We start from the raw sequence: 26,881 nt of genomic DNA on the forward strand, positions 1-26,881 counted from the left end.
TGTTTTCATACGCTTTGATGTTTTGCGGTAAAATTACCAATTTCAAAGCGTTCCTCACTTATGCAGAAAACTGCCAACCGCAGCAACAGCCACACGAGCGAAAATAATTCAGTTACCGAACATTGCTCCATCGTTACCTATGACTAAATCGGGTAACGGTTTGGTAACTGAACTTCTGCCTAAATCTGCATATTATAACTCTTTTTGAAAAGAGCACTTCTATGCAAATTATTCCGTTTTCTTCCTCATTATCAATTAGTTTACCACAACTTCTACTTTTTTTCATTTTCAAGGATTAGTTGCATGGCGAAACCTCACCTTTTGCAACTCGAAACCTCACCTTTTGCAACTCGAAACCTCACCTTTTGCAATGGTAAATGTAATGCGCTGAAAATTAATAGGTTATGACAGCGTAGCGTTTGACTTTTCGTAAACCATTCATTGGGCTTTTTTCAATTCCCTCACTATAGCTACTATTCTTCTTTGTCATCGGGCTATTGTTGGAAATATTTATTACCTTTGCATACATTGATATAATAACACTACCTAATTGATACTGATGGAAACAATCAATGATATAGAGACCTTGGACAAAAGTCAGATTCCCGTAGTAGAGGCAAGCAGTGGCTACCACCTCGTTTTGGCCTCGCCTGGCTGTGGCAAGACACATATTTTGGCTGAACGAATACGTTATGCACATGCGCGTGGGGTGGATTATGACGATATGCTTTGCCTGACGTTCACCAATCGGGCAGCAAGGGAGATGCTGAATCGCATTCGTTCGGTGGTCGATGATGTTGAGTTGGAGAAACTGCAGGTAGGAAACGTGCATCATTTTTGTTCCAAATTCTTGTTTGAGGAGAATAGGGTAGAGGCCGACACATCAATCATCGACGATGAAGAGGCCGTGAGTATCATTGCCGATTATCGAAATGAGAGCGAGGAAGGAGTGATAGGCGACTTCAATCGCTACAAGGCTTATCAGGAGATTATTTTCTTCTCGCACATGATCTATCAGATGAGGAACGGCCATCCTTGGCAGTATTTCCTTCATCCGGAGAGCTTCACTGACGACGATCGTGATGCGGTGAAGGAGATTTGCAGATTGCAGCGCATGGAATACAACGAGCAGGCGGTGTTGCAAATCTATCGCAACGCCCAGCTATATCTTGACGACGCTGACGCACCGAGGCTCGATTGGAAGCTGGCCAACAAGATGCGCCATCTGCTTTGGAAGATGTATTATGCGTCGTGTTACGAGCAGTATAAGTCCGAACACCACATGCTCGACTTTGAGGACTTGCTTCTGTTGACCTACGACATATACAAAAAAGACGAAAGTTGCAAGCGCTATCCGTGGATTCAAGTAGATGAGGTGCAGGATTTGAACGGTATGCAACTCGCCATCATTGACCTGTTGACGAAGAAAGAGCAACCAATGGTGATGTATTTGGGCGACGAACAGCAAGCGATTTTCTCGTTCATGGGAGCCAAGCTTGAGACGTTGACAATATTGAAGATGCGTTGCAAGGGCAACATTCATCACCTGTTGCGTAACCACCGGTCGCCCAAGTACTTGCTCGATGTGTTCAACGACTATGCAGAGAAGCAGATGAAAATCGACCGTGAGCTACTGCCCATGACCGACAACAATGTGAAAGCGCAAACGGGTGACTTGCTGATAATGCCCAGTAGCTCAATGGAGACCGAACTGGAGGATGTCGCCGACATGGCATTGCGTCTCTATACTGAAAACGAGCGTGAGACGACGGCGGTCATTGTCAGCTCGAATGCCGATGCTGACAGGCTCAGCAAGGCGATGACCAGAATCCAACTCAATCATTTCAAGGTGTCGGGACGCGACCTTTTCGATACTACCAGTGTGAAGTTGCTGATGGCTCACCTGAACGTATTGGGCAACGAACACAACTTTCTTTCGTGGACGCGCATATTGAAAGGCTCTAAAGTGTTCGAGTCGAATGCCCTCGCCCGACGTTTCGTTCACAAACTGAAGAAATTGGCGATGTCACCAACCGACCTTTTGCTTTATGAGGATGGCACGTATGTGGCCGACTTTCTTGAAACATACAACAATGAGGAAATCGTTGTTTTCGATACAGAGACCACAGGCTTGAACGTGTTTGAGGATGACATCATCGAAATTGCGGCAATGAGGATTCGCAATGGTGTGATTGCGGGCGAGCCTCTCGACCTCTATATAGAGACCAAGCGGCCGATATTGAAGAAATTGGGTGATGTAGATAACCCATTGTACGAACTTTATCACTCGAAGCTCAATCGTGGCGAACTGCTTTCGCCACAGGAGGCTTTGAAGCGCTTCTTGGACTATTTGGGCAATGCTGTGCTTTTAGGCCATAACGTAAACTTCGATTACAACATTCTCGACAATAATCTACGGCAACACCTCGGTTTGTCCATGCGCAAACGTCCCAACCGATACTTCGATTCCTTGAAACTCATGCGGCTATTGGAAGGTAATCTCGCCTCGTACAAATTGGAGTCGCTGCTCGAACGCTTTAACCTTGTTGGTGAAAACTCCCATCGAGCAATAGATGATGTGGGCGCAACGGTAAGCCTTGTCCGCCTCTGTGCTGAGAAGTCGGCTGGGAAAGTTGCCGAACAGCAGGCCTTTCTCGCCCATCCCAGGGTGATTCCATACGTCCGCAAATTCCGCTCGGCCTATCAGGAATTGTTCGTTTCGACCTATAATGGTCGCTATGCGCAGGCAGCTGATGGCGAGAAAGCCCTGGTAAAAGCAATGAAACAGGCCTACGATTACTTCTTTGAGATGGGAGTCATCGATGCGATCGACCGCTTGGATTATGTGCTTCGCTATCTTGCGATGGACATGCTCACTGACGATCATGTCCCGAATGCGCTTGTCGAGCAGCTGGCTTACTATATGATGGATATCAGTACACTGAAAGAGAGCGACTTCTGTAATAGCCGAAGCATTCGTGAGCGCGTATATGTTACAACAGTTCACAAGGCAAAGGGGCTGGAATTCGACAATGTTATCGTCTTCGATGCTGCCAATGGCCGTTATCCAAATTCGTTCAACAAGAACAAGAAGAATGATGAGGAAGACGCACGCAAGCTCTATGTGGCTATGTCTCGTGCCAAGCGCCGGCTCTATATTGCGTATGCCATGACAAGTAAGGATAGGTATGGCGGTATTCATAATCGTGAGTTGACACCGTTTATGAATGAGGTGCATGGGTATTTTGACATCACCCGTTAGTTATTTTTTCGTCAGTGACAAGGATATGCAATGGATAATCAATAGTAATGCGATATGAAGCAGCTGTTATTAATTGTGATTTGCCTGTGTCTTTTGGGTTGTATTTCACAGAAAGTGGTGAGAAATCAAGTTGTTGGAGGTGATTTTACTTCTACCGATACAGTTAGTGACAATAGTGAAGTATTAGAGGTTGATGCGACTCACCTTCCTGACCAATGGACGGTCTTGAAGGAGTTTAAGAATGATATCATGGTGCTCAAATGTTATGAGTATGATAACAACACGGCCCCTATCTCTATTAGTGGAACCTTTTATACAGTTGGGCATGGCTGGATTTATACGAATGGGAAATTATCGCATACAATCTCTGCAGAAGGACTGACAGAGGGAGTTCTGATATTAGATTTCCCAACAGACGAACTGCGTGAAACTGGTGGCTATTTTAAGGAAGATAAGCCTTATATTAAGATGAATCTTTATCGAAATGATGAATATGTGAGCTTTCAACATAAGAAATTCCCTATCGACTGGGTACAAGGCGATACCATATTTTGTAAAAAGGAGTATAGAAATAGAGATAAAGCTGTTTCCAGATGGGTATTTGTAGGGAAAATACCATTAAGGAAATAACTCACAAGTAGGTTGAAACGATGGCGTGATTTCTTTTATTTTGGAAATTATTTATTGAATTTGTTACATAACAAATACGAATGTTTATAATACTAAACGAATGTTTATAATACTAAACGAATGTTTATAATGAGGAAATATTTGACTATCTTTGTAGAATATGATTATTAAAGTTGATACTTATGAAAAGACTATGTTTTATATTGATAATCCTCTGTCTTTTAGGATTAGAGTCAAAGGCGCAGAAGATTTTGACAAACAGCGTCACACATACACCGGTTGGTGGCGCTTTGGTGATGGACTCAGAGGGGCATTTGTTGGGAATAACCAAAGAGGACGGCATGTTGACCGACGAAATGCTGTCGGTTGGAAAGATTGATGTAGTGCATTCCGCCTTCGAACCTGTCGAATTTCAGGTTAATGGGGGAGCGGAAGAGAATCTGGAGATGACCCCTATTGTCAGTTCGGTTTCAGTACGAGGAAAGGATAAACCTAAGGCCGACTATGTGAAACTGAGAGGTTGGCAACGAAACTATCAATTCGAGAATAAGAATCTCACGTTCATTACGGAGGGAGTCGTGGAGTATTTCATCCCAATCAATGGAAAAGGAAAGATAAAGTATCGTACTGAGGGGTTGCGACAACTCATGGCTAAGGGTATGACCAAATCTTATGATGTAACGAAAGTGAACCTTTTTGAGCGTCAGCCTTTGGTGGCCAAAGATAAAAAGGTCGTTTCCAAGACAGCAGATGCCACAGTCTGGAAAATCATGAAAGCTGGTCAGCCGTTTGGAATTCAGTACGATATGCCTGGGGGCAATCATTCTTTAATTGAGATTCCCGACGCCATAGCAGGAGATACGGTCAAGTTCAAATTCTTTGTGGTAAAGTTCAAATTTAATTATATAAGCGTTGGGCAGATGTTCACACCGTATCGGGAAGATGGAAAATACACCATGGGCGATTTATCCCTCAGCCATACGTTCTATTCAGTCAATTCCAGTGTAAAGAAGAAAGAGGTTGTCTATAACTATGTTGAGGATTTCTATACCGTAGAGGCTGAATATCTGACAAAAGACGAAGCCAAGCGGCAGATGAAGATCAAAAATAGCAAGGAGGCAGTTGAGCTTCTGCCCAATGTACCGGCCTTGAGCAAAGCACTTATGAGGGCAAAGCATGACTTTGTTCCTTCAAAATAGCAGATTAACCTCAAACCGGTCATTAACGTCTGTGCTGATTTTATTTGACTACCGATCAGCTTGTTTGTCGTGCTTTTGAAGACATAGTGAATAGAAGCAGAGAAAATGCAAGGTAGTTGACGACAAGAGAGTTAAATCAGGTGATAAGCCATATTGTTATCAACCAATTGTGAGCGTGTGGTCTAATAACTGTTTTTGGGCTAAAATTCAGCTAAGGCAGATCAATAAAATAAAAAAGGTAAAAAGCAATCTAATCGCTTTTTACCTTTTTTGTTTCTTTTTCTCTCTCCTTCGTGCAGTTGGCAGTTGCCTTTCTCGATGGGAGAGGGAAGAAGAGGTTTACTGTGCGCTTTCGAATTCTTTTAAGAATCGTACATCATTCTCAGAGAACATGCGGAGATCACTAACGCGATATTTTAAATTGGCTATACGTTCAACACCCATTCCAAAAGCATAACCAGTATAAACGCTTGAGTCTATGCCACAAGCCTCAAGGTCATGAGGGTCAACCATACCACAGCCGAGAATCTCAACCCAGCCAGTGTGTTTGCAGAATCCGCAGCCTTCTCCACCGCAGATGTTACAGCTGATGTCCATTTCGGCACTTGGCTCAGTGAAAGGGAAATAGCTTGGGCGGAGTCGAATCTTGGTGTCTGCTCCGAACATCTCACGAGCGAAGGTGAGAAGTACTTGCTTCAGGTCGGTGAAGCTAACGTTCTTGTCAACGTAGAGTCCCTCAACCTGATGGAAGAAGCAGTGTGCACGTGCCGAAATGGCTTCATTGCGATATACACGGCCAGGGCAAAGCACTCGGATTGGTGGCTCATGAGTGGACATATAGTGAGCCTCGTCGTTCGAAGTGTGACTGCGGAGGAGAACGTTCTTGGTCACATCCATCGTGTTGCTTCGCTCAATGAAGAACGTATCTTGCATATCACGGGCTGGATGGTCGGCTGCAAAGTTGAGCATCGTAAACACGTGCTTGTCATCGTCTATCTCTGGACCTTGATAGAGTGTGAATCCCATGCGGGCAAAGATATCTATAATCTCATTTTTCACAATCGTTAGCGGATGACGAGTACCCAATCCTATTGGGTAAGCAGTGCGTGTTAAGTCGATATCGTCGCTTTTGGCTTCTTTGGTAGCCAGCTGCTCCTTGATTTCGTTGATCTTGTCTTGGGCAAGGGTTTTGAGTTCGTTGATCTTTATGCCAACAGTTTTCTTCTGGTCTGCGGCAACGTTACGAAATTCACTCATCAACGCGTTAATCTCTCCTTTTTTACTAAGATATTTTAATCGAAGTTGTTCAACTTCTTCAGCGTTCTTTGCCGATATGGTACTTACTTCTTTCAGTAATTCTTCTATCTTTTCTAAGATCATGTTCTTAAATTTTAGTGCAAAGATACAATTTATAATTTGAACACGAAAACCCACCATGAGAAAATTATGCTTTTACTATATTATTAGAAATAATTATCGTACATTTGCATCAAATTTGAGAACTGAATATGAATATGAGAAAATCTATTTTATTTGTCGTAATTATTTGTGCAGTAATGGTGGCTGTTACCACTGGGTGTACCAACAAAAAGCCAGAGTCTGTTGATACTCCATCGGTTGACTCTGTTGCTGTTGATACGGCTGACACAGTGGATTCTACCACAGCTATTATTGCTGAGACACCGATGCCTAAGGCAGCCGATCAATTGTTTGATGATTTTTTCTTCAATTTCATTGCTAATAAGAAATTACAGCGCGCCCGCATTAAATTCCCATTGTCTGTAACGACTAACGGCAAATGTGTTCAGATAGAGCGCAATGCTTGGAAAACTGATCGTTTCTTTCGTCCACAAGGTTATTATACCTTGATTTTTGATGATGAGAAGCAAGCAGAATTGGCCAAATCCACAGACCTTGATACGGTAATTGTTGAAAAAATATTTTTGAGAAAAGGTCTTGTGGAGCAATATTGTTTTGATCATCAGGATGGTTCGTGGAAAATGCATCAGATTAAAAATGTTGGATTCTCGTCAAATCATAATGCTTCGTTCCTGAAATTCTTGCAAAATTTTTTTGCAGGAAAGAGCCTATCAAATGTAAAAAATCCTCTTCCATACTCTGGTCCTGACCCTAACAATGAGGATGCAAGCAATGTGAATACGACTATCCCCGCTGGAGAATGGAGTTCATTCTTGCCTGAAGTACCTGGTGATATGATTTACAATATTCTTTATGGACAGAAATACAAGGAAAGCAACAAGAAAATTCTGACTTTCCGTGGGCTTTCAAACGGAGTTGAAACCCAACTTGTATTCAAAAAGAAAGGCAATTCCTGGAAGTTAGTAAAGATTTACGCTTATTAAAGGGTGTTTTCTTGATACGCTTTCCAAGAGAATGAAAAGATTCGAATTATGAAAGATCTGAGAGATTATAGTCTTTTAAAACATAACACCTTCGGTATTGATGTAAAATGCCGGAGGTTTATTGAATATGAATCAGTCGAAGAGGCGCAACAAATTGTAAAACAGCTTACTTTAGCAGACCATCCATTGCTTATTCTCGGAGGTGGGAGTAATCTTTTGCTCACTGGTGACTATCAGGGCACGGTGCTTCATTCAGGCATCAACTATCTTGAACAGGTCGATGAGGAACGGGTGAAGTGCGGGTCGGGCTTCGAATGGGACGAGTTTGTGGCATATTGTGTTGAAAATCAGCTCTATGGTGCTGAGAACCTGTCGATAATCCCAGGTGAGGTAGGAGCAAGCGCAGTACAAAATATTGGTGCTTACGGTGTTGAGGCTAAGGATATGATAGAAGAAGTAGAGGCTGTAGAGATTGCCTCTGGGACACTCTGTCGTTTTAAGAATGCCGATTGTGAATACAGTTATCGACAGAGCAAGTTCAAACATGAATGGCGTGATAAGTATTTGGTTACGTCGGTAACCTATCGTCTGTCTCGAACCTATCGCCCGAAACTGGATTATGGTAACATCCGCGCTGCTTTGGAGTTGAAAGACATTGTGAATCCAACGCCACAAGAGTTGAGAGACACCATCATTGAGATACGCAATGCCAAGCTTCCTGACCCGAAAGAATTGGGAAATGGCGGTAGTTTTTTCATGAACCCCATCGTCTCGCGCAAGAAATATGAAGAGCTTTCTGAACAATATGAGGGAATGCCTCATTATACCATAGACGCTGAACATGAGAAGATTCCAGCGGGCTGGATGATAGAACAATGTGGTTGGAAAGGTAGAACGGTAGGCAATGTAGGTGTTTATGAGAAGCAGGCTTTAGTTTTGGTCAATAGAGGCGGTGCTACCGGACAGGAGGTACTCCACTTATGTGAGGCTATTCAAAAAGATGTCAAGGCTAAGTTCGGAATTAAGATTTACCCAGAGGTAAATATAAGATAAGCATCAAAGACAAATACATTCTAAATTTTTCGTTTGGATTGTCTTTAGGTTTTGAAATAGGTTATGAAACTGAGATTCTTAGGTACAGGAACTTCCAATGGAGTTCCGGTAATTGGTTGCGACTGTGAAGTTTGTCGGAGCAATGACTCAAGGGACAAGCGCTTACGCACGTCTGCTCTTCTTGAGGTCGAAGACACCCGTATATTGATTGATTGCGGACCAGATTTCCGTCAGCAAATTCTTCCCATTCCTTTTCACAAGATAGATGGTGTGCTTATTACGCATATCCATTACGACCATGTAGGTGGAATCGACGATTTGCGCCCTTATTGCAAATTGGGCGACGTGGATTTGTATGCCAATGAATCCACTTGCCTCGGTTTGAGGCATAATTTACCATATTGCTTTGCAGACCATCTTTATCCAGGAGTTCCAAAATTGAATCTACATTCCATAGAGGCTCACAAGTTATTGAAAATCGGTGGTGTAGAGGTGATGCCCTTTGAGGTGATGCACGATGAGCTACCCATCCTCGGATACAGAGTTGGAAAGCTTGCCTATATCACCGATATGAAAACAATCTCTTCTTCCGAACTCAAATACTTGGAAGGTGTTGAAACGCTTGTGGTGAACGCATTGCGCTGGGAACGTGAGCATCATTCGCATCAATTGGTGCCTGATGCCATTGCTTTCAGTAAAGTGGTCGGGGCGAAGACAACCTATCTGACACATCTCACTGATAAAATCGGCCTTCATCAGGAAGCCTCAAAGCGATTGCCTGCCAATGTTTTTCTGGCCTATGATGGTTTGGTTTTGGATGTTTAGCCTCATTTCATGGCTTTGTAAGTCACTTATAATGCATTAGGAAACTATCAAATTTTAACATGTTCTAAACCTGTGATAATTATGTGGTTGTGAGTTGTTATGAGAAAATTGACCTTTCGCATCCTAAAGGCTCACCTTTTGATTGGCGATACCTGACCTATTGTGGTGTGAAACCTTTTGATGTGAAATTAATATGTCTCACATGGTCGTTTCATAAAAAATGATATGTCGTTTTTTATTGACAAATGGTGGTTCAAAATGACCGATTCCTAATAGCAAACGAAAAAATCTTTAGGTTTCTGTGTATTCCTGATGAAAAATATTACCTTTGTATTGTATGGAATTTAGAACGAAAGTTGATATACCAAAACCCAATTTTGAGATTCGCCCTGGCGAGCACATGCTCTTCGTAGGTTCGTGTTTTGCCGCTAATATAGGAAAGCGTTTTGTTGAGGAACATTTCCAGGCGACTGTCAACCCGTTTGGCGTGATGTACAATCCTGCCTCTGTGCTTCATACGGTAGAGAGAATGGCAGACCCTTTTCAAACGGTCGTAATGACTTTGGGTACAAACCACGTCTATATTGAAAAGACAACGGGTGAAATCGTCGATAATTGTCGCAAGCGACCACAGTATTTGTTCGACGAAAGCGAACTGTCGATAGAGGAATGTGCAGCCTATCTCGACAAGGCCATTCAATTGTTGCAGGCAGTCAATCCTGATGTGCATATAATTCTGACAGTGAGCCCTATCCGTTATGCCAAGTACGGTTACCATGAGAGTCAGCTTTCTAAGGCAACACTCTTGATGGCAGCCAATGAAGTTGTGAGAGCAAATTCAGACAACGTGGTTTATTTTCCTGCCTATGAGATTGTGAATGATGAGCTTCGCGACTATCGTTTCTACAAATCAGATATGCTTCATCCAAATGAACAAGCAGTTGAGTATATTTGGGAACGATTGGTGGAGAGATATTTCTCTGCTGATGCCAAAAAGTTCCTTGAAGAGTGGAGGCCTGTCAAAGAGGCTTTTGCTCACAGGCCGTTCAATCCTGAAAGTCAGGAATACAAGGGGTTTATAGCGAAGGCAGAGGAGAAAGCGAGACAACTTGAAATGAGATATCACCTTTCCTGATTTTTCCCCGTTTGGGGACTTAATTAAACAGACAATGAATATAATTGATTTACTTGCACGACATGGGATAAAGCCGACGGCAAATAGAATAGTCATTGCCCAGACGATGGCTGCTGCGGATTATCCGATGTCGATGAAAGAGATAGAAGTTAAGTTACAGACCATCGACAAGTCGAGTGTATTCCGCTCGTTGATGCTTTTTCGTGAAAAGCATTTGGTTCATCAGGTAGAAGATGGCAACGACGTTGTCAGATACGAACTATGTTTGAGTGACAGCCATGAAGTGGACGACGACATGCATGTACATTTCTACTGCGAATTTTGTCATCGTACCTATTGTCTGCCAGAGTTGTTGATTCCAGAAGTGAAACTTCCTGAAGGCTATATGCAAACGAGCATCAACTACATGGTGAAAGGCCGTTGTCCGTCGTGTGCTAAAAAGAAGGTTTTATAGGAATAAAAAAAGGTAAAAAAGGAAGTTAAAGATAGCAAGCTATTCACTTTTTGATTACCTTTGCATTGAAAAATAAGAGCAATCCATCAGCAAGTCTTTTTTGTCAACTTGTGTTTGGGAGTAACTTTCAACAATTGGTAAAATGAATTATTCTATTGAAAAAGTAGCAGTCCTTGTCGGGGCACAAAGATTGGGTAATGTAGATGCCAACGTTGGGTTTGTGTTGACGGACAGCAGGTCGTTATGCTTTCCCGAAGAAACAATCTTCTTCGCTTTGAAATCGGATCGTAACGACGGACATCATTATATACCAGAGCTTTATCGTCGGGGGGTTAGAAACTTCGTGGTTCAGGATGTTCCACATGACTATGAAAAGCTGTACCCGCAAACTAACTTTCTGAAAGTCGTTGACTCGTTGGAGGCTTTGCAGCGATTGGCTGAACGTCACCGTTCGGAGTTTAGAATACCCGTCATAGGTATTACCGGGTCAAATGGGAAGACAATGGTGAAAGAATGGCTCTATCAGTTGTTGTCTCCACAACTGACCGTTACGCGCTCGCCCCGGAGTTACAATTCGCAGATTGGTGTTCCGCTGTCGGTCTGGTTGCTCAATGAGCATACTCAATTGGGAGTATTTGAGGCGGGAATCAGTCAGCCAGGGGAAATGAGGCGCTTGCAGGAAATCATCCGTCCCACTATCGGTGTGATGGCCAGCTTGGGTGATGCTCATCAGGAAAACTTCACGTCTTTGGATGAAAAGTGCAAGGAAAAAATGCTCCTTTTCAAGGATACAGAAGCCATTGTTTACTCTCTGGACGAAAAAGTCGTTACTGAGTGCATGCAGTCGCTCAGCTATTCGGGAACCAAGCTTTCGTGGTCGGTCGAATATGACCAGGCCTCGTTCTATGTTGAGTCAATAGAAAAACAAGATATTACCACTACTATCACCTATCGCTGGCAGAATAGCCTAAAAGGGAAATTCACCTTGCCCTTCATTGATGAGGCAAGTGTCGGAAATTCGATAACTTGCGCGGTGGTTGCACTCTATTTGGGAGTTAAACCCGATGATCTGGCACGGCGAATGGCTGATCTTGAGCCTGTGGCTATGCGACTGGAGGTGAAGGAAGGTCAGCACGGCTGCACCCTGATCAATGATTCATACAACTCAGACATAAACTCACTGGACATAGCTCTTGACTTTATGAACCGTCGTCCTGATCATAAGGGACGTAAACGCACGTTGATTCTGAGTGATATCTTGCAGAGTGGAGAGACAAAAAATAATCTTTATCCAGAAGTTGCCGATCTCGCAGAGAAGAGAGGAGTGGAAAAATTCATTGGCATCGGTGAGGCCTTGCGGAGTGAAAGCGATGCCTTCTCCAGATTGCAAGAGAAGTACTTTTTTGCAACGGTATCCGAATTTATCAATAGTGACGTGTTCAAGGGATTAAGGAATGAGGTGATCCTGTTGAAGGGCGCTCGTTCTTTCGGATTCGACCAGTTGACGGAACTTTTGGTAAACAAGGTTCATGAAACGGTGTTAGAGGTGAATTTGAATGCCGTTGTGGACAACTTGAATTGGTACCGCTCTTTCTTAAAGCAGGAAACCAAACTTGTTTGTATGATAAAAGCTGATGGCTATGGTGCTGGTGCCGTGGAAATTGCCAAGACTTTGCAAGACCACCGGGTTGATTATCTTGCCGTTGCCGTTGCCGACGAGGGGGTAACTCTTCGCAGAAATGGCATCACGAGCAATATTATGATTATGAACCCTGAAATGAGCTCTTTCAAAACACTTTTCGATTACGAACTGGAACCTGAAGTTTACAGTTTCCGCCTACTCGATGCGCTGGTGAAAGCTGCTCAAAAAGAAGGAATTACAGGCTACCCAGTACATGTTAAACTCGATACGGGTATGCATCGTTTGGGCTTTAATCCTAAGACAGAGATGAACGAACTTATAGCCCGCTTGAAACAGCAGAGCGCTATTATTCCTCGATCAGTGTTCTCACATTTTGTGGGTTCTGATAGCGACGACTTTGATAGTTTTTCCGAAATTCAGTTCAAGTTGTTCGATGAAGCTAGCAAGATGCTGCAATCGGCTTTTGACCATAAGATATTGCGACACATTGATAACTCTGCTGGAATTGAGCACTTCCCTGAACGACAGTTGGATATGTGCCGTCTGGGGTTAGGACTCTATGGCATTGATTCCCGTAACAATGAAATCATAAACAATGTATCTACGTTAAAGACAACGATTCTTCAGATGCGGTATGTGCCAGCCGGCGATACGGTAGGTTATTCGCGCAAGGGGAAAATTGAGCGGGACAGTGTTATCGCTGCCATTCCTATCGGATATGCCGATGGCTTGAACCGTAAGTTGGGAAATCGTCATTGCTATTGCCTCGTAAACGGTCAGCATGCGCCGTATGTTGGGAATATTTGCATGGATGTTGCCATGATTGATGTGACTGGAATTGAATGCAAGGAAGGTGACAGTGTTGAGATTTTTGGTGACCATTTGCCTGTCACTATTCTTAGTGATGTACTTGAAACCATTCCTTATGAAGTGCTTACGAATGTCAGCAATCGTGTGAAGCGCGTGTATTACCAAGATTAAGATGCTCGCTGGCAAATAGTCAAGTTGAAGAAACATAGGGGAATAGAAAGACTTGGGCTGGAGGAAGTTATTGGAGTCAGGGTGTAGTAAGACTCTTTTATATTTCAGTGGACTGCATACTAACGCATAACAATGCGGTTCGCAAAGTTGCCTACAAAAGAAAGGTTACGAAATACGGATAATCGGAAAGAACAATTCAATGAATTTACATGATCAAACAGTAAATTCATTGAATTGTTTCTTTTTCATTACTATTTCTTTCAGAATAATCCTATTATTTTTGATTTACGATGTCCTCTGAGTTTTCTGTAGAGTTTCCAGCCGAGAATCAATCCATCTATGATACCTGCCCCTGTATTCATGAACCCTGAAAAACGTTGGGTAGGGGTAGAATTGTCCTTTGGCTTGTGGAAGACATCATTCCACAAATCCGTCATGCGGTTATTGTCCTTCGTTATGTCGGTAAGCAACTGTGCCTTGCGTAATCTTATCTCGCCCAAGGTCTTATATACAGGTTCGTTATGATTAGAACGGTTGAACATGGGCTATTTTGACATTAAGATTCCTGCCAGGAATTTCACGAGTGGACGCTCCACAAGACGGTGGCGAAGAAGGATGAACAAAATGATAAATACTACATAGACAAAACCAACGATGAGGAAGGCTATAGCCAATGAACCGATGTATGGTTCCATTGCATAAACAGCCGCAAAGGAGAGATAGATAAGAGAAATGGTGAGCAATCCTGCAAATACCGACACCAAGGCAATAGCAGTAAGTATTTTCACCACTTTCTCTATTACATCTAACTTCACGTATTCTGATTGAAGTCCGATATAATGCTTTGCCACCTCAATGAGCTGGGCAATGGTCTCTACGTTGTTGTCGTTTGAGAACATAATTTATTAGAGTACGTCTGAAGCTGCGTCCTTGATGTCCTCTACAAATTCGTCTGCTTCCTTGCGGCTTAGTTTGATATCATGTTTCTTGCAGAAGCCGTCAACAGCATCAGAGATTTTTGTACGTGTTTCTGTTCCTTTTTCAGGAGCCATCAATATACCAAGAGCTGCACCAGCGATTGCGCCACCGAGGAATGCGCCAATATAACCTAAAGTCTTCATAATTCTTTCTTGTTAATAAGTTGAAAATTAATTGTTAGTTATCATTCGCAAATATAATAAATCTTTTTGGTAAATCTCTCAATTGTATTATATTTTGTGTTAAAAAACTTGTAAATAGTTTATTTAACAAACTTTAGATACGGTAATTTTTATGTTTTGCATCTTATTTTGTAACTTCGCATGATAAAAATTGATTTTAAGTGTAATCAGCAAATAACTAAAAGAGTATGAAGAAATTGATGATTTTAAGCGCAGCAATGTGTGTCGCTATGGCTTTTACTAGTTGTAAATCAAGTGAAAGTGCTTACAAGAAGGCTTATGAAAAGGCTAAGGCACAGGAACGCTCAGGTTATACAGCTCCAGAGACTTCAACAGAGTCATCAGATGCACCTGTTGTTGCTCCAGTTGAGACACAACCTGTTACCGAAACTCGCGTGGTTGACAATTATGACAACGAGGCAGTTCGCCGTGAGGATGTTTCTGTTGTCAAAGGGTCTGGCCTGAAGACTTATAGCGTTGTTGTTGGCTCTTTCAGCGTTAAAGCTAATGCTGATGGTTTGCAGCAGCGTTTGCTGAGCGCTGGCTACGATGCACAGATTGCTTACAATTCTGGCAATAATATGTATCGTGTTGTTGCGTCAACATACGATAGCAAGGCTTCTGCCGTTCAGAGCCGAAACCAGTTGCGTTCTCAATATGCCGACGCATGGTTGCTTTCTAAATAATGGGTAGAATACTTTCGGTAGATTACGGAAAGAAGAGAACAGGTATAGCAGTCACCGATCCATTGAAGATTATTGCCAATGGCTTGGTGACTGTTCCTACGTCTGAACTTTTCGACTTCTTGAATGATTATGTTCATAAGGAATCGGTCGAGAGAATTGTTATTGGGCGTCCTTTGCAATTGAATGGAGAGCCGAGTGAGAACCTTGCTCGGGTTGAACAGTTCTATAACCGTTGGCGCAAGGCATTGCCCGATATTCCTATTGAGTACTACGATGAACGTTTTACCTCAACTATTGCACATCAGGCCATTATAGCTGGCGGGATTAAGAGGAAGACAAGGCGTGAAGACAAGGGGCTGGTAGATGAGATTTCCGCCACAATCATACTACAGGACTACATGAGATCCAAAGGTTTGTAATTTGCTTTCCTGATATATTATCAGAAGTACAATATTTTTAAGAGAATGATATTACCGATATATACTTACGGACAACCCGTGTTGAGACAAGTAGCTGAGGATATTCCAATGGACTACCCTAACTTACAAAAACTGATACGGGATATGTTTGAAACAAATACAGCAAGTGACGGGATAGGGCTTGCTGCTCCTCAAATAGGCAAATCCATCAGGTTAGTAGTGATTGACTTGGATGTTATTTCAGAGCATTTTCCTGAATACAAAGGATTTAAGCATGCCTTTATCAATGGGCACATCTTGGAGCGCGATGAATCTGAAACAGAAACCATGGAGGAAGGATGTCTTTCGTTTCCAGGTATTCATGAAAATATTACACGCGCCACGCGAATACATGTAAGGTATGTGGATGAGAATTTAGAAGAGCACGATGAATGGGTCACAGGCTATTTGGCACGAGTCATACAACATGAGTTTGACCACATAGATGGAAAGGTTTTTACGGATTATGTGTCTCCTTTCCGCAAACAGATGATTGCCAAGAAGATGAAAGCTTTACTCTCTGGGCGCTTCCAATGCGCCTATAAAGTTAAGCCTGCGAGGAGATAAGTTCATGCTGCGTTGCATCGTGTTATCCCTGATAGCTTTGTTTACGTTGCCAGCCTCTGCACAATACAATATAAAAAAGTTGATGGAAGAGGGGCGACGCACGCTGGACATGGGGTACTACGTAGCATCAATGCAAATATTCACTCGTATTGTAGCCTTAAAACCGAATCTATACGAGGCATGGTATTTGTTGGCTTTGTCGAAATATCATTTGGAAGATTTTCATGGGGCTCATGAAGACTGCAAGGCAGCCTTGGCACTACAGCCCTATATTGCTGATATTTTCGAGCTTTACGGGATGACGTGTATTCGTGAGGAGAAATTCGATAGTGCCATTGTTGCTTATACAAAAGCACTTGAAATAAATCCAGGCAACAGGGACTTTTGGTATAATAGGGCCTATTCCTACTTTATGAGCAGCAATCGTGAAGAGTCGCTTAAACAAATCAATCACATATTAGATAGGTGGCCTTCTTTTAAAGAAGCTCTTTCACTACGCGAGGAAATAAAGTCAGGTAGAAAAGCACAGCGAAAACTCCATCCGCCATCTCAGGTGGATTTGTTGAAACTTAAAACTTTGAACAGAAGCACGTGGTTGATGAAGCGAATGCCGCTGGAAAAACCAAAGGATAATGGTAAGCCGAAAACCGATAATCAGAATTTGTTTTAGTTGTGTATTACTTATATGATTTGACAAGCGGTAACTGTTTTTATCCATATCTGATTTCGACTCTTAATATGTCTGTGCTTTACAATAAATGTATTGGGGACGAAGAGTAAGACGGTTAATTGAGATTTACACACAACAGACGATTCAATAATTGATCTTTGATAATATAAGAACTCGGCATCATAGCTTGGAAGCTAAGATGCCGATATTCTTTAGCCTAGGCAATACAGGTATAAAGGTTCTTTTAAGTTGATATTTCTTAGTTTTTCAATAGTCAACATTCTTCGCCTGATTGGCAATAAATACACCACCGAGAATCAATGCGCTGCCAATGTACGACATCAGTACCATTTCTTCACCAAGAATGAAATAGCTTGCGACAACTGTTGCTATAGGACTCAAATAAATATAGTTTGCTGTTTTCAGTGCGCCTAATTTTGTTACTACCCAGCTCCATAAAGCAAAGCAAACGAAAGATGCAATCAGGCCGAGGAATATCAGGTTGCCCCAAACATTAGGATTGAGGAAGTCCTTAAGAGGGAAGGTCCAAGGCTCTACCAAATACATGGGTAAGGTTGTAAGTACACCATAGATGAATACTTTACGGGTGATAAATACTGATGAATAGCGATCTGCAGCTTTCTTGATCAATAGCGAATAGAAAGCCCAACTAATTGCAGCGGCTAAAGCTAAAAGGTCGCCGAGTGACTTTATGTTCAGCTCAAAATGGTCCTTGAATATCACAAATCCTAATCCTATAAGAGCCATGATAGAGCCTATGGCAAGCATCCAACTAAACTTCACTTTTTTGCTGAACATGAGTGCAATGATTACTGTCAATAGTGGAGATGTGTTGGCAATGAAACTCACGTCATTTACATAGGTGAGTTTGACGGCATAGTTCTCTGTAATGAAGTAAAGAGAACCACCCAGTACACCCAACATCAGCATCATGACTTCGTCTTTCCAGTTTCCGCAGAACACCTTTCTTGGCGAAATGAACCAAATGCAAATGTAAGCAATTGTGAAACGCAACAGAAACACATCTTGTGGATTCAGCCCAGCATCGACGAGTACACGTGTGTTTACGAAAGTTACACCCCATACGATGACTACGAATAGGGCAACTAAGTGATAAAATAGATTCCGCATAGCGCTTGGTTGTGTAGTAGTATTTGATTCCATGCTGCAAAGATAAGAATAAATGAATAAAAAACTAATATAAATTCAACGAAAAGATTTAAAAAAATGATTTTTTTATATTTATTGGCTATTTGAAGTGCTTAATAAGAGGAATTCGTCGCTGTTTCGTTACCTGTTCTCTTGATTTAAATTGATATTTCTAAGATTTATCTTACCCGTTCTCACCATAAAGTTGTACCTTTGCCACAGTATTGATTTATAAAAACTAATTTGTATTATGGTTAAAATCACATTCCCAGATGGTTCGGTTCGTGAGTACGAACAGGGCATAACTGGATTACAAATCGCAGAGAGTATCTCACCGGCTCTCGCCCGCAACGTTGTATCTTGTGGGGTGAATGGTGTAACGACGGAACTTAACCGTCCTATTAATGAGGATGCTACAATAGCACTTTATAAGTTTGAGGATGAAGAAGGAAAGCATACCTTCTGGCATTCTTCAGCTCACTTGCTTGCTGAGGCGTTAAAGGAGCTCTATCCTGGAATTCAATTCGGATTCGGTCCTGCAATAGAAAACGGATTCTTCTATGACGTACAGACTGCTGATGGTACTCCGATTTCTGAGAATGATTTCCCGAAGATAGAGAAGAAAATGCTTGAACTGGCGAGAAAAGATTCTCCCATAGTTCGTCGTAACGTTGCGAAAGATGAAGCTGTGAAGGAATTTAAAGCTGATGGGCAGACTTATAAGGTAGAACATATCGTAGAAGACTTGGAAGATGGAACGATTTCTACCTATTCACAAGGAAATTTCACCGACTTGTGTCGCGGTCCTCATCTTGTGTCCACAGGAGCTATCAAAGCAGTGAAGCTGACAAGTGTAGCCGGTGCCTTTTGGCGTGGCGATGCCAAGAGTGACCAGCTGACACGTATTTACGGAATCACGTTCCCGAAGAAGAAGATGCTGGACGAGTATCTCCTCATGTTGGAGGAGGCAAAGAAGCGCGACCATCGAAAGATAGGTAAAGAAATGGAACTTTTCATGTTCTCTGATAGAGTAGGCAAGGGACTCCCCATCTGGCTGCCCAAGGGAACTCAGGTTCGTCTCCGCTTGCAAGAGGTACTTCGTAAGTTGCAGCGTCCCTATGCCTATCAGGAAGTTATAACACCAGGTATTGGTGGAAAAAATCTCTATATAACGTCTGGACACTATGCACATTATGGCAAGGATGCCTTTCAGCCGATTCAAACTCCAGAGGAGGACGAGGAATATATGCTTAAACCAATGAACTGTCCTCACCATTGTGAGATATTTGCTAACAAGCCACGCTCTTATAAGGACCTTCCGCTCCGTATTGCAGAGTTCGGAACTGTATTCCGCTATGAAAAGAGTGGCGAACTGCACGGCTTGACGCGTGTGCGTACTTTCACACAGGACGATGCGCATCTATTCGTTCGTCCCGAACAAGTGAAGAAGGAATTTGAAGACGTTATTGATATCATACAAAAGGTATTTACCACCTTTGGGTTTGAGAACTATGAAGCACAAATCTCACTTCGAGACCCTGCGGACAAAGAGAAATATATAGGCTCTGATCATGTTTGGGAAGAGAGCGAGAATGCCATCAAGGAAGCTTGTAAAGAAAAGGGATTAAAGGCCCGGGTTGAGATAGGCGAGGCTGCATTCTACGGTCCAAAACTTGACTTCATGGTGAAAGACGCCATCGGACGTCGTTGGCAGTTGGGAACCATACAGGTGGATTACAATCTGCCTAATCGTTTCAAACTTGAATATACAGCCGAGGACAACAGCAAACAGACCCCAGTGATGATTCACCGTGCACCATTCGGTTCATTGGAACGTTTCACTGCTGTTTTGATCGAGCATACCGCCGGACACTTCCCTCTGTGGCTTACTCCTGATCAGGTGGCTATTCTCCCAATATCCGAAAAGTATAATGATTATGCCGATGAGGTGAAGAAATTCCTTGAGTCCAAGAATGTTCGCGTATTTGTAGATGATCGTAACGAAAAGATTGGTCGTAAGGTTCGTGATAATGAGTTAAAGCGTATCCCTTATATGGTAATTGTCGGTGAACAGGAAAAAAACGAAGGTCTTGTGTCCATGCGAGTGCAAGGTGGAGGGGAACAGGCAACTATGCCAATGGCCGATTTTGCGAAACGCATCAATGATGAAGTTGCCGAGCAAATGAAGAATTTGGATTAAAATAGATTTTGAACATTGTGAATTATCTGAACAATGCTTATATCATAATAGTCTCGCACAGCTGTGCGAGACTATTAATATAATAACTGTTATGATGTTACGGATATTTCATGAACGAATCTTTACTATTGCTATGAAAGCAACTTTTCAATAAATAGAACAATTTATCATGTACGAAAAAGTATTCAAGTAATCTTTTCCTTAGCTCTTACTTTCTAAAAACTTACCTTTTGCACTGCAAAAGGTCATGAATTGGAATGAAAAAGCTAAGCTTTTAAATCGTAATCAATATCATGTTGATTATCAATAGATTACAAAGTGAGTCCCCCAACACGGTTTTTGTAATGTTATTTCATGATGCTGGTCAGGTCGTATGTTTGCTATCTAGCGTCTGTTTACCAACACCTGAAAACGAAGTGGAGGAATATGCCATATATGATTTGAAAGAAAACACGTTAAGTCTTATGATTTATGCGATGTTTTGTGAGTTTTCGGAAAAATATTTAGGACACTATTGCTATAAACAACGAAAAGTATTCAAAATATTTGGATAATATATTGAAAAATAGTAACTTTGCAGCCGTTTAATCAATTAAAACAATTTGATATAGTTGAATGAAGAATGACAAAATGAAGTTTCAGTACCGAGTGAACGAACAAATTCGCGCTCGGGAAGTACGTGTGGTAAGTGATGGGGGAGCTGAAGTGATGCCCACTCGCAAAGCTCTCGAACAGGCTCACCATGAAGGGCTTGACTTAGTGGAAATATCTCCCAACGCACAACCTCCTGTTTGTCGTATCATCGACTATTCAAAGTTCCTTTACCAGCAGAAGAAACATCAGAAAGAGATGAAGCAGAAGCAGGTAAAGCAAGAGGTGAAAGAAATACGCTTCGGCCCACAAACTGACGAGCATGACTACCAGTTCAAGCTAAAGCATGCTCAGGAATTTCTTAACGATGGTAATAAAGTGCGTGCATACGTTTTTTTCCGTGGTCGTTCAATCCTCTTTAAAGAACAGGGAGAAGTGTTACTTCTCCGCTTTGCTAACGACTTGGAGGAACTTGCAAAGGTAGAGCAGTTGCCTAAGCTCGAGGGAAAGAAAATGTTTCTCTACCTTACACCAAAAAAAAGTGGTGTGACTAAGAAAAGCCAGCAGCGACGTGACCGAGAAGAGGCCGAAAACAATGCTAAAGCAGAAAGTCAGAAAACCGAACCCATAACTGACAACGGGCTTTTTGCCAATGCAAAGAATGGTGCTGATGCACTTGACAAATTAAAACAAGAATAAATTTCAATATATCTTCGCAGAAGAAGACATTGAGAGATGCCTGTGCGTAACGTCTTGGTATATACGTTGCCACAGATGAATAATAATAATTTTAAAATTTTAAAAAAATGCCAAAGCAGAAGACAAACTCCGGTGCAAAGAAGAGATTCAGTTTCACCGGTACAGGTAAGATTAAGCGTAACAAAGCTTACCACAGTCACATCTTGACTAAAAAAACAAAGAAGCAGAAGAGAAACCTCGTTCACTCAACACTTGTGGACAGTAGCAACATGAAGCAGGTTCGTGACCTGTTGAATCTTCGTTAATTCACATTAGTCAAACAAATTAAAAGGAAAGAAAACTATGCCAAGATCAGTAAATCATGTTGCTTCAAAAGCAAAGAGAACGAGAATTTTGAAGAAGACCAAAGGTTACTTTGGTGCTCGTAAGAATGTTTGGACAGTTGCTAAGAATACCTATGAAAAAGGTTTGACTTATGCATACCGTGACCGTCGTAACAAGAAGCGTAACTTCCGCGCACTCTGGATTCAGCGTATCAATGCTGCTGCTCGTCTTTACGATATGAGCTACAGTCAGTTGATGGGCGCACTTCGCAAAAATGAAATCGAAATCAACCGTAAGGTCCTTGCGGATCTTGCTGCCAACAATCCTGAGGCGTTCAAGGCTATCATCGACAAGGTAAAGTAGAAATGTAACCCTCAACAGAGGGGTATCGTGATATTGAAAGGCTGATATTCAATGTGGATATCAGCCTTTTTGTTTGTGCTTTTATTTGAAAATCCTATATCACAATAGCCTTTGTGAGTCAAATGCCAACGACTTGTCAAAAATACAATTGCCATTAATGGCAAAAACTCACTATGATGATTATCGCTAAAATGGCGATGAAGCCTAAAATTCCATCAAACGTCCGGTTGGTGAAGTATTCTGGATCTCTGGGGTAGATGTTGGTATCGATGGGCTCAATGTCTCCACTGTAGTGCATGAGGGTGAGCGCCTCCTCTCTGGTCATACCCTGCTTTAGGAGTTCTTCCAGTTCTAACTCCTGTCCGGACGTGAGCATATTGCGTGATTTGTTTTGCTTGTGTTTCCACTTCTCAAATTCTTCTTTGTAGGAGGTGTATTCGTAGTCGAAGTGGGGGGGATTGATAATGAAGGCATGGTAACTGTACTTCTCTTTAAGCACCATGCGATGGTAGAGATATCTTATCGTGGCTCCAGTATGGATGAGGATAAGCTTGAAAGGCTTGTATATAAAGTCGTGGATCATCCTTCGCTCAATCAATTTTCAGTGTGCCTCTTTAGTTCCATTTCGCATAAGTCGAGTATCTGGTCTTTATTCCCTTCCATTTGAGATGTGGAGAAAGCGTAAAGTGCGCCAGTATAATTGAGATTGAATTGCATCACCTTTCGCTTGAATCGATTCTTCTCTTGGGCTATTTCTTGCTCTGGATTTTTTGTGTAAATCAGAATCATATCGCCAAAGGATTGCCATGAAAAGCCATTAATATTTCTCCAAGGTATAGATTTCTCTGTTCCAAAGATAATCCCCTCATCGGTAAATTCTATGACCTTCTTGCCCTTGAGTTTGAGGGAGATTTCCTTATAGGCCATAAATAACCCACCGCCTCCGAAGAAAGTGAGGGTAATAATGGAGACGATTCTCATTTTCCAAAAGTCAAAGCCTGTTAGGGTGGCACTCTTATTCCACAGAAAGATAGATACAAGGGCGAAGGCTATTAGGATGAGATAGATTTTGATTTTCTTCCAAGCCATAGTTTATTGTTTTATATGTTTCATACTGAGCCCGATACGATTACGTCTGTTGTCGATTTGTGTAACACGTACTCTGACATGCTGATGTAGGCGGACAACTTGCGTGGGGTCGCTCACGAACTTATCGGCGAGTTGGGATATGTGAATGAGTCCGTCCTGATGGACACCAATATCAACAAATGCACCGAATTTGGTGATATTGGTAATGATACCAGGAAGCTCCATGCCTTCCACAAGGTCATCGATAGTATGTACGTTATGGTCGAATTCGAATACTTCGACCTCGCCACGTGGGTCGAGCCCTGGCTTTTCAAGCTCCTTCAAGATGTCACGGAGTGTGTAGAGCCCTATATCTTCGCCATCTTCACTACGTCGTGTGCTTTGCCTTCCATTGAGATTATGTGGGGACGGTCCGGGGAATGGTGCGTCCTGCTCCTTTAAACCTGTACCAGCGTTCTCCTCTTCTTTATGGGTTATATTGTATTTCTCTATCTTTATTTTTTTGATACGCTCATTGTTGCCGATCAGTTCTTGAACGCTACATCCCTGATCTTTTGCCATATGCTCAACAATGCCGTAGCTTTCGGGATGGACAGATGAATTGTCGAGTGGATTGTCAGCTCCTGGAATACGGAGGAAACCTGCACATTGTTGGAATGCAGTGTCGCCCAGCCGTTTCACCTTTTTGAGTTCTGAACGAGAGGTGAACGGTCCGTTCTCACGGCGATAGTCAACAATACTCTGTGCTAAGGCTGGTCCGAGTCCTGAAACATAGGTCAGGAGGTGCTTTGAAGCTGTATTTACATTTACACCCACTTGGTTGACGCAACTCTCAACGGTTAAATCGAGTGAGTGCTTGAGCAACGATTGGTCAACATCGTGCTGATATTGTCCGACGCCAATACTCTTAGGGTCGATTTTTACGAGTTCTGCCAATGGGTCCATGAGGCGTCGTCCGATGGAGACAGCTCCACGCGTGGTAACATCTTCATCGGGAAACTCCTCACGTGCCGTAGGGGAGGCGGAGTAGATGGAGGCTCCATCCTCGCTGACGGTGAAAATTCTCACTTCTGTCTTAGTCTCCTCTCCGGCTTTCCCCTGTAGTGGGAGACTGCCTATTGTCTCCTCCACAAACTCTTTACTCTCCCTCGATGCCGTACCATTCCCAATGGCGATGGCTTCAATCTTATATTGCTTAATCATGCGCTGCAGGGCAACAGTGGCCTGAGCGTAAAGGCGTTTTGGAGGATGCGGATAGATAATTTCATGGTGGAGGAGGTTGCCTTGGGCGTCAAGGCACGCTATCTTGCAACCATTGGCAAAACCAGGGTCGAGAGCGAGAACCCGCTTCTGACCAAGTGGGGCAGAGAGGAGGAGTTGGCGGAGGTTTTCCGTAAAGACTTTGATGGCTTCCTCGTCGGCTTTTTCCTTGCTGATGGTGGCAAATTCGTTTTCTATGCTTGGGTCAATGAGCCGTTTGAAAGAGTCGTCGATGGCTTCAGCGATTAGAGACTGACACGGTCCATTGCCATGTATGTATTGATGTTTGATACGCTCGGTGCATGTCTCGTCATCGATGGAGATACTCACACGGAGAAACCCCGCATGCTCACCTCGGCGCATGGCGAGCAACCGATGGCTATTGCAGCGTTTTAGCGGTTCGGAAAAGTCGAAGTAGTCAGAGAATTTCTGTGCGCCATCCTCCTCTTGCTTCTTCTTGATGACCTTCGACGTGATGATAGCCTCACGACGATAGAAACCTCTCACAGTGTTGCGCGTTTGTTGGTTTTCGCTCACGATTTCAGCAATGATGTCCTGAGCACCTTGCAGCGCCTCCGCTTCGGTCTTCAAATCGCCTTTGACGAAACGCTTTGCAGCACTTTTGGGGTCGTGCTCGCGTTGCAGCATGATGAGCGATGCCAAAGGCTCAAGTCCCTGTTCACGGGCAATTTGGGCACGGGTGCGTCGCTTAGGCTTATAGGGTAGATAGATATCCTCCAGTTCTGTGGAGTCCCAACAAGCCACGATACGTTTTTCCAGCTCAGGTGTGAGTTTCTCAAGTTCCTTGATTGTTTTTAGAATCGTTGCCTTTCGTTTGTCGAGTTCTTTGAGCCGCTCGTTCATCTCGCTGATGCGTGTGATTTGCACTTCGTCGAGATTCCCCGTGCGTTCCTTTCGGTAGCGTGCGATGAAAGGAATGGTGCATCCCTCGTCCAAGAGATTCAGCGTAGCGTCAACACTTTTTTCCGAAAGGTTGAGTGTGCGTGATATGTGTGCAGTGTATTTGTTCATATTAAAAGATCTCACTCCCGTCCCCTCTCCTTCGGAGTGGAGCGTAGTTACTGTTGAATTAATGTTGTTTTACTGTCAAAATCCTCATCTGATAATATTTCTCAGAACGATTTAAATTCTATTTTCACTATATAATAATGCTGGATATTAAAAGTCTTGCCCAAGTCCTTGGGAGCAATGCCCGATTGGGCAACTTCACAATAGGAAGCACTCCCGTCTTTATGTATGGTTGGAGTTATTATTGCGAAAAGCGCATGGCTTCCATTTGTGCTGACTTTAATTTCTGGTCGGTTGCCAAGGAAATCCTTGACGGCATATAAATCCTCGTCGAGGAGCAAACGACTGTAATTCTTTTTACTTGCGAAGAATCTACCCCTGATTACCGTTTTGAGCCTTGAACTGGAACATTTAAAAATGAATTTCAGAGTCTCATCGCTGCCTTTGATTTGGAAAATCTCATCTTCTGTGCCATCAAGCAGGATGGAAGTGTTGATTTTCTCACCGTCCTTGTATTCATCGAGCGTGATAGTGTAACACTTTCCATTCAGTGACTTTCCTTCGAACTCCAACTGTCCTACAAAGGTATTCTCAAATTCCAATACATCCTGTAAGTTGCTGTCTGTCGTTGGTTGAGTAATTGTAATTTTAATGGAATCCTGTGCTACAGAGAAGCTCGCCATCAGGCAAAGGATAAGAACAAGAAACGCACGCTTGTTGTTGGGCGTTGCTTCCTTGATTGCCGGGCAACTATTCATTATCTGTGCATTGAAATTAATCATCGGTAGGGTTTTGTTAAGATTAATAACCACAAAGGTAGATTTTTTGGAGGAGATGACAAAGCGTTGTAACGCTTTTTTTGATATTCGGACATAGAACATTCGCAATCATGTGGTCGTTAGTCGAATATCGGATGCCTATGACTGTTTGTAAAAAAATTTTACCATTCAAGTTCAATAGCTCACTTTTCATCTTCCGAAAGCTCACCTTTCAACACTTCATTGCTCACCTTTCGTGGCACGGAAAGTGAGCTTTTGTCTTTTCCTGAATTCACTTGTCAGATCTGACGAT

General features: G+C 42.6%; 26 protein-coding genes. 17 read left to right on the plus strand and 9 right to left on the minus strand.

Going from position 1 to position 26,881, the window contains the following annotated elements:
* Positions 1-559: 559 nt before the first annotated feature.
* From H515_RS0108060 to H515_RS0108070, 3 genes are all read left to right on the plus strand, one after another.
* On the plus strand, positions 560-3,262 hold the full coding sequence (locus H515_RS0108060; protein WP_025877122.1) for a 3'-5' exonuclease: 2,703 nt from the start codon (positions 560-562) through the stop codon (positions 3,260-3,262).
* Positions 3,263-3,316: 54 nt separating this feature from the next.
* Positions 3,317-3,892, plus strand: a complete 576-nt coding sequence (locus H515_RS13225; protein WP_051274719.1) for a hypothetical protein — start codon at positions 3,317-3,319, stop codon at positions 3,890-3,892.
* 182 nt (positions 3,893-4,074) lie between these two features.
* On the plus strand, positions 4,075-5,091 hold the full coding sequence (locus H515_RS0108070; protein ID WP_025877125.1) for a hypothetical protein: 1,017 nt from the start codon (positions 4,075-4,077) through the stop codon (positions 5,089-5,091).
* A gap of 339 nt (positions 5,092-5,430) precedes the next feature.
* Here H515_RS0108070 and pheS read toward each other — a convergent pair whose 3' ends face one another.
* Positions 5,431-6,471: a phenylalanine--tRNA ligase subunit alpha gene (gene pheS / locus H515_RS0108075; RefSeq protein WP_025877127.1), complete on the minus strand. Its 1,041-nt coding sequence runs from the start codon at positions 6,469-6,471 to the stop codon at positions 5,431-5,433.
* A gap of 134 nt (positions 6,472-6,605) precedes the next feature.
* Between pheS and H515_RS0108080 the strand changes: the two genes are divergently transcribed.
* The 6 genes from H515_RS0108080 (at position 6,606) to H515_RS0108105 (ending at position 13,544) form a co-directional block, all read left to right on the plus strand.
* Entirely contained in the window at positions 6,606-7,454 is an 849-nt protein-coding gene (locus tag H515_RS0108080) for a DUF4348 domain-containing protein (protein WP_025877129.1), read from the plus strand.
* A gap of 48 nt (positions 7,455-7,502) precedes the next feature.
* Positions 7,503-8,507 carry a UDP-N-acetylmuramate dehydrogenase gene (murB, locus tag H515_RS0108085; RefSeq protein WP_025877131.1) on the plus strand — a complete coding sequence of 335 codons (1,005 nt, stop codon included), beginning with the start codon at positions 7,503-7,505 and terminating at the stop codon, positions 8,505-8,507.
* A 63-nt stretch (positions 8,508-8,570) separates the two neighbouring features.
* Entirely contained in the window at positions 8,571-9,332 is a 762-nt protein-coding gene (locus H515_RS0108090) for an MBL fold metallo-hydrolase (RefSeq protein WP_025877133.1), read from the plus strand.
* A 337-nt stretch (positions 9,333-9,669) separates the two neighbouring features.
* Positions 9,670-10,467 carry a GSCFA domain-containing protein gene (locus H515_RS0108095; protein WP_025877135.1) on the plus strand — a complete coding sequence of 266 codons (798 nt, stop codon included), beginning with the start codon at positions 9,670-9,672 and terminating at the stop codon, positions 10,465-10,467.
* 34 nt (positions 10,468-10,501) lie between these two features.
* Positions 10,502-10,921 carry a Fur family transcriptional regulator gene (locus H515_RS0108100; RefSeq protein ID WP_028901820.1) on the plus strand — a complete coding sequence of 140 codons (420 nt, stop codon included), beginning with the start codon at positions 10,502-10,504 and terminating at the stop codon, positions 10,919-10,921.
* Positions 10,922-11,063: 142 nt separating this feature from the next.
* On the plus strand, positions 11,064-13,544 hold the full coding sequence (locus H515_RS0108105) for a bifunctional UDP-N-acetylmuramoyl-tripeptide:D-alanyl-D-alanine ligase/alanine racemase (RefSeq protein ID WP_025877139.1): 2,481 nt from the start codon (positions 11,064-11,066) through the stop codon (positions 13,542-13,544).
* A gap of 260 nt (positions 13,545-13,804) precedes the next feature.
* Here the strand turns inward: H515_RS0108105 and H515_RS0108110 are convergent, their stop codons facing one another.
* From H515_RS0108110 to H515_RS0108120, 3 genes are read right to left on the minus strand one after another with little or no spacing between them, the layout of a single operon-like run.
* The gene (locus H515_RS0108110; RefSeq protein ID WP_025877141.1) at positions 13,805-14,086 is read right to left on the minus strand and encodes a hypothetical protein; all 282 of its coding nucleotides are present in this window, start codon (positions 14,084-14,086) and stop codon (positions 13,805-13,807) included.
* 3 nt (positions 14,087-14,089) lie between these two features.
* Positions 14,090-14,443: a phage holin family protein gene (locus H515_RS0108115; protein WP_025877143.1), complete on the minus strand. Its 354-nt coding sequence runs from the start codon at positions 14,441-14,443 to the stop codon at positions 14,090-14,092.
* Positions 14,444-14,449: 6 nt separating this feature from the next.
* Positions 14,450-14,665 (minus strand): YtxH domain-containing protein, encoded by a 216-nt coding sequence (locus H515_RS0108120; protein ID WP_025877145.1) that lies wholly within the window; start codon positions 14,663-14,665, stop codon positions 14,450-14,452.
* A 227-nt stretch (positions 14,666-14,892) separates the two neighbouring features.
* Between H515_RS0108120 and H515_RS0108125 the strand changes: the two genes are divergently transcribed.
* Genes H515_RS0108125 through H515_RS13230 form a run of 4 tightly spaced genes read left to right on the plus strand, consistent with a single transcriptional unit; the run spans position 14,893 to position 17,085 of the window.
* Positions 14,893-15,390 (plus strand): SPOR domain-containing protein, encoded by a 498-nt coding sequence (locus tag H515_RS0108125; RefSeq protein ID WP_025877147.1) that lies wholly within the window; start codon positions 14,893-14,895, stop codon positions 15,388-15,390.
* The gene (ruvX, locus tag H515_RS0108130; RefSeq protein ID WP_028901821.1) at positions 15,390-15,809 is read left to right on the plus strand and encodes a Holliday junction resolvase RuvX; all 420 of its coding nucleotides are present in this window, start codon (positions 15,390-15,392) and stop codon (positions 15,807-15,809) included. The genes H515_RS0108125 and ruvX overlap by 1 nt, the downstream gene beginning before the upstream one ends.
* A 45-nt stretch (positions 15,810-15,854) precedes the next feature.
* Positions 15,855-16,415 carry a peptide deformylase gene (gene def, locus H515_RS0108135; protein ID WP_028901822.1) on the plus strand — a complete coding sequence of 187 codons (561 nt, stop codon included), beginning with the start codon at positions 15,855-15,857 and terminating at the stop codon, positions 16,413-16,415.
* Between the two features lie 4 nt (positions 16,416-16,419).
* Positions 16,420-17,085 carry a tetratricopeptide repeat protein gene (locus tag H515_RS13230; RefSeq protein WP_051274721.1) on the plus strand — a complete coding sequence of 222 codons (666 nt, stop codon included), beginning with the start codon at positions 16,420-16,422 and terminating at the stop codon, positions 17,083-17,085.
* A 267-nt stretch (positions 17,086-17,352) separates the two neighbouring features.
* On the opposite strand, the gene H515_RS0108145 is transcribed toward H515_RS13230, so the two are convergent.
* Positions 17,353-18,237, minus strand: coding sequence for a DMT family transporter (locus H515_RS0108145; RefSeq protein ID WP_028901823.1), 885 nt, complete (start codon positions 18,235-18,237; stop codon positions 17,353-17,355).
* Positions 18,238-18,505: 268 nt separating this feature from the next.
* Between H515_RS0108145 and thrS the strand changes: the two genes are divergently transcribed.
* The 4 genes from thrS (at position 18,506) to rplT (ending at position 22,432) form a co-directional block, all read left to right on the plus strand.
* Positions 18,506-20,455, plus strand: coding sequence for a threonine--tRNA ligase (thrS, locus tag H515_RS0108150; RefSeq protein WP_025877151.1), 1,950 nt, complete (start codon positions 18,506-18,508; stop codon positions 20,453-20,455).
* A gap of 615 nt (positions 20,456-21,070) precedes the next feature.
* Positions 21,071-21,745, plus strand: a complete 675-nt coding sequence (gene infC / locus H515_RS0108160) for a translation initiation factor IF-3 (RefSeq protein WP_025877153.1) — start codon at positions 21,071-21,073, stop codon at positions 21,743-21,745.
* Positions 21,746-21,852: 107 nt separating this feature from the next.
* Positions 21,853-22,050: a 50S ribosomal protein L35 gene (rpmI, locus tag H515_RS0108165; RefSeq protein WP_025877156.1), complete on the plus strand. Its 198-nt coding sequence runs from the start codon at positions 21,853-21,855 to the stop codon at positions 22,048-22,050.
* Positions 22,051-22,087: 37 nt separating this feature from the next.
* Positions 22,088-22,432 carry a 50S ribosomal protein L20 gene (rplT, locus tag H515_RS0108170; RefSeq protein WP_025877158.1) on the plus strand — a complete coding sequence of 115 codons (345 nt, stop codon included), beginning with the start codon at positions 22,088-22,090 and terminating at the stop codon, positions 22,430-22,432.
* Between the two features lie 154 nt (positions 22,433-22,586).
* Here rplT and H515_RS0108180 read toward each other — a convergent pair whose 3' ends face one another.
* The 4 genes from H515_RS0108180 to H515_RS0108195 form a co-directional block, all read right to left on the minus strand.
* Entirely contained in the window at positions 22,587-23,015 is a 429-nt protein-coding gene (locus H515_RS0108180) for a hypothetical protein (RefSeq protein ID WP_025877160.1), read from the minus strand.
* Positions 23,016-23,026: 11 nt separating this feature from the next.
* The gene (locus H515_RS0108185; protein ID WP_025877162.1) at positions 23,027-23,521 is read right to left on the minus strand and encodes an STM3941 family protein; all 495 of its coding nucleotides are present in this window, start codon (positions 23,519-23,521) and stop codon (positions 23,027-23,029) included.
* Positions 23,522-23,524: 3 nt separating this feature from the next.
* On the minus strand, positions 23,525-25,813 hold the full coding sequence (locus H515_RS0108190; protein ID WP_025877164.1) for a Tex family protein: 2,289 nt from the start codon (positions 25,811-25,813) through the stop codon (positions 23,525-23,527).
* A 101-nt stretch (positions 25,814-25,914) separates the two neighbouring features.
* Positions 25,915-26,592 (minus strand): hypothetical protein, encoded by a 678-nt coding sequence (locus H515_RS0108195; RefSeq protein ID WP_244870069.1) that lies wholly within the window; start codon positions 26,590-26,592, stop codon positions 25,915-25,917.
* Positions 26,593-26,881: the final 289 nt, after the last annotated feature.

The organism is Prevotella corporis DSM 18810 = JCM 8529 (genome assembly GCF_000430525.1).
GTDB classification, from domain to species: domain Bacteria; phylum Bacteroidota; class Bacteroidia; order Bacteroidales; family Bacteroidaceae; genus Prevotella; species Prevotella corporis.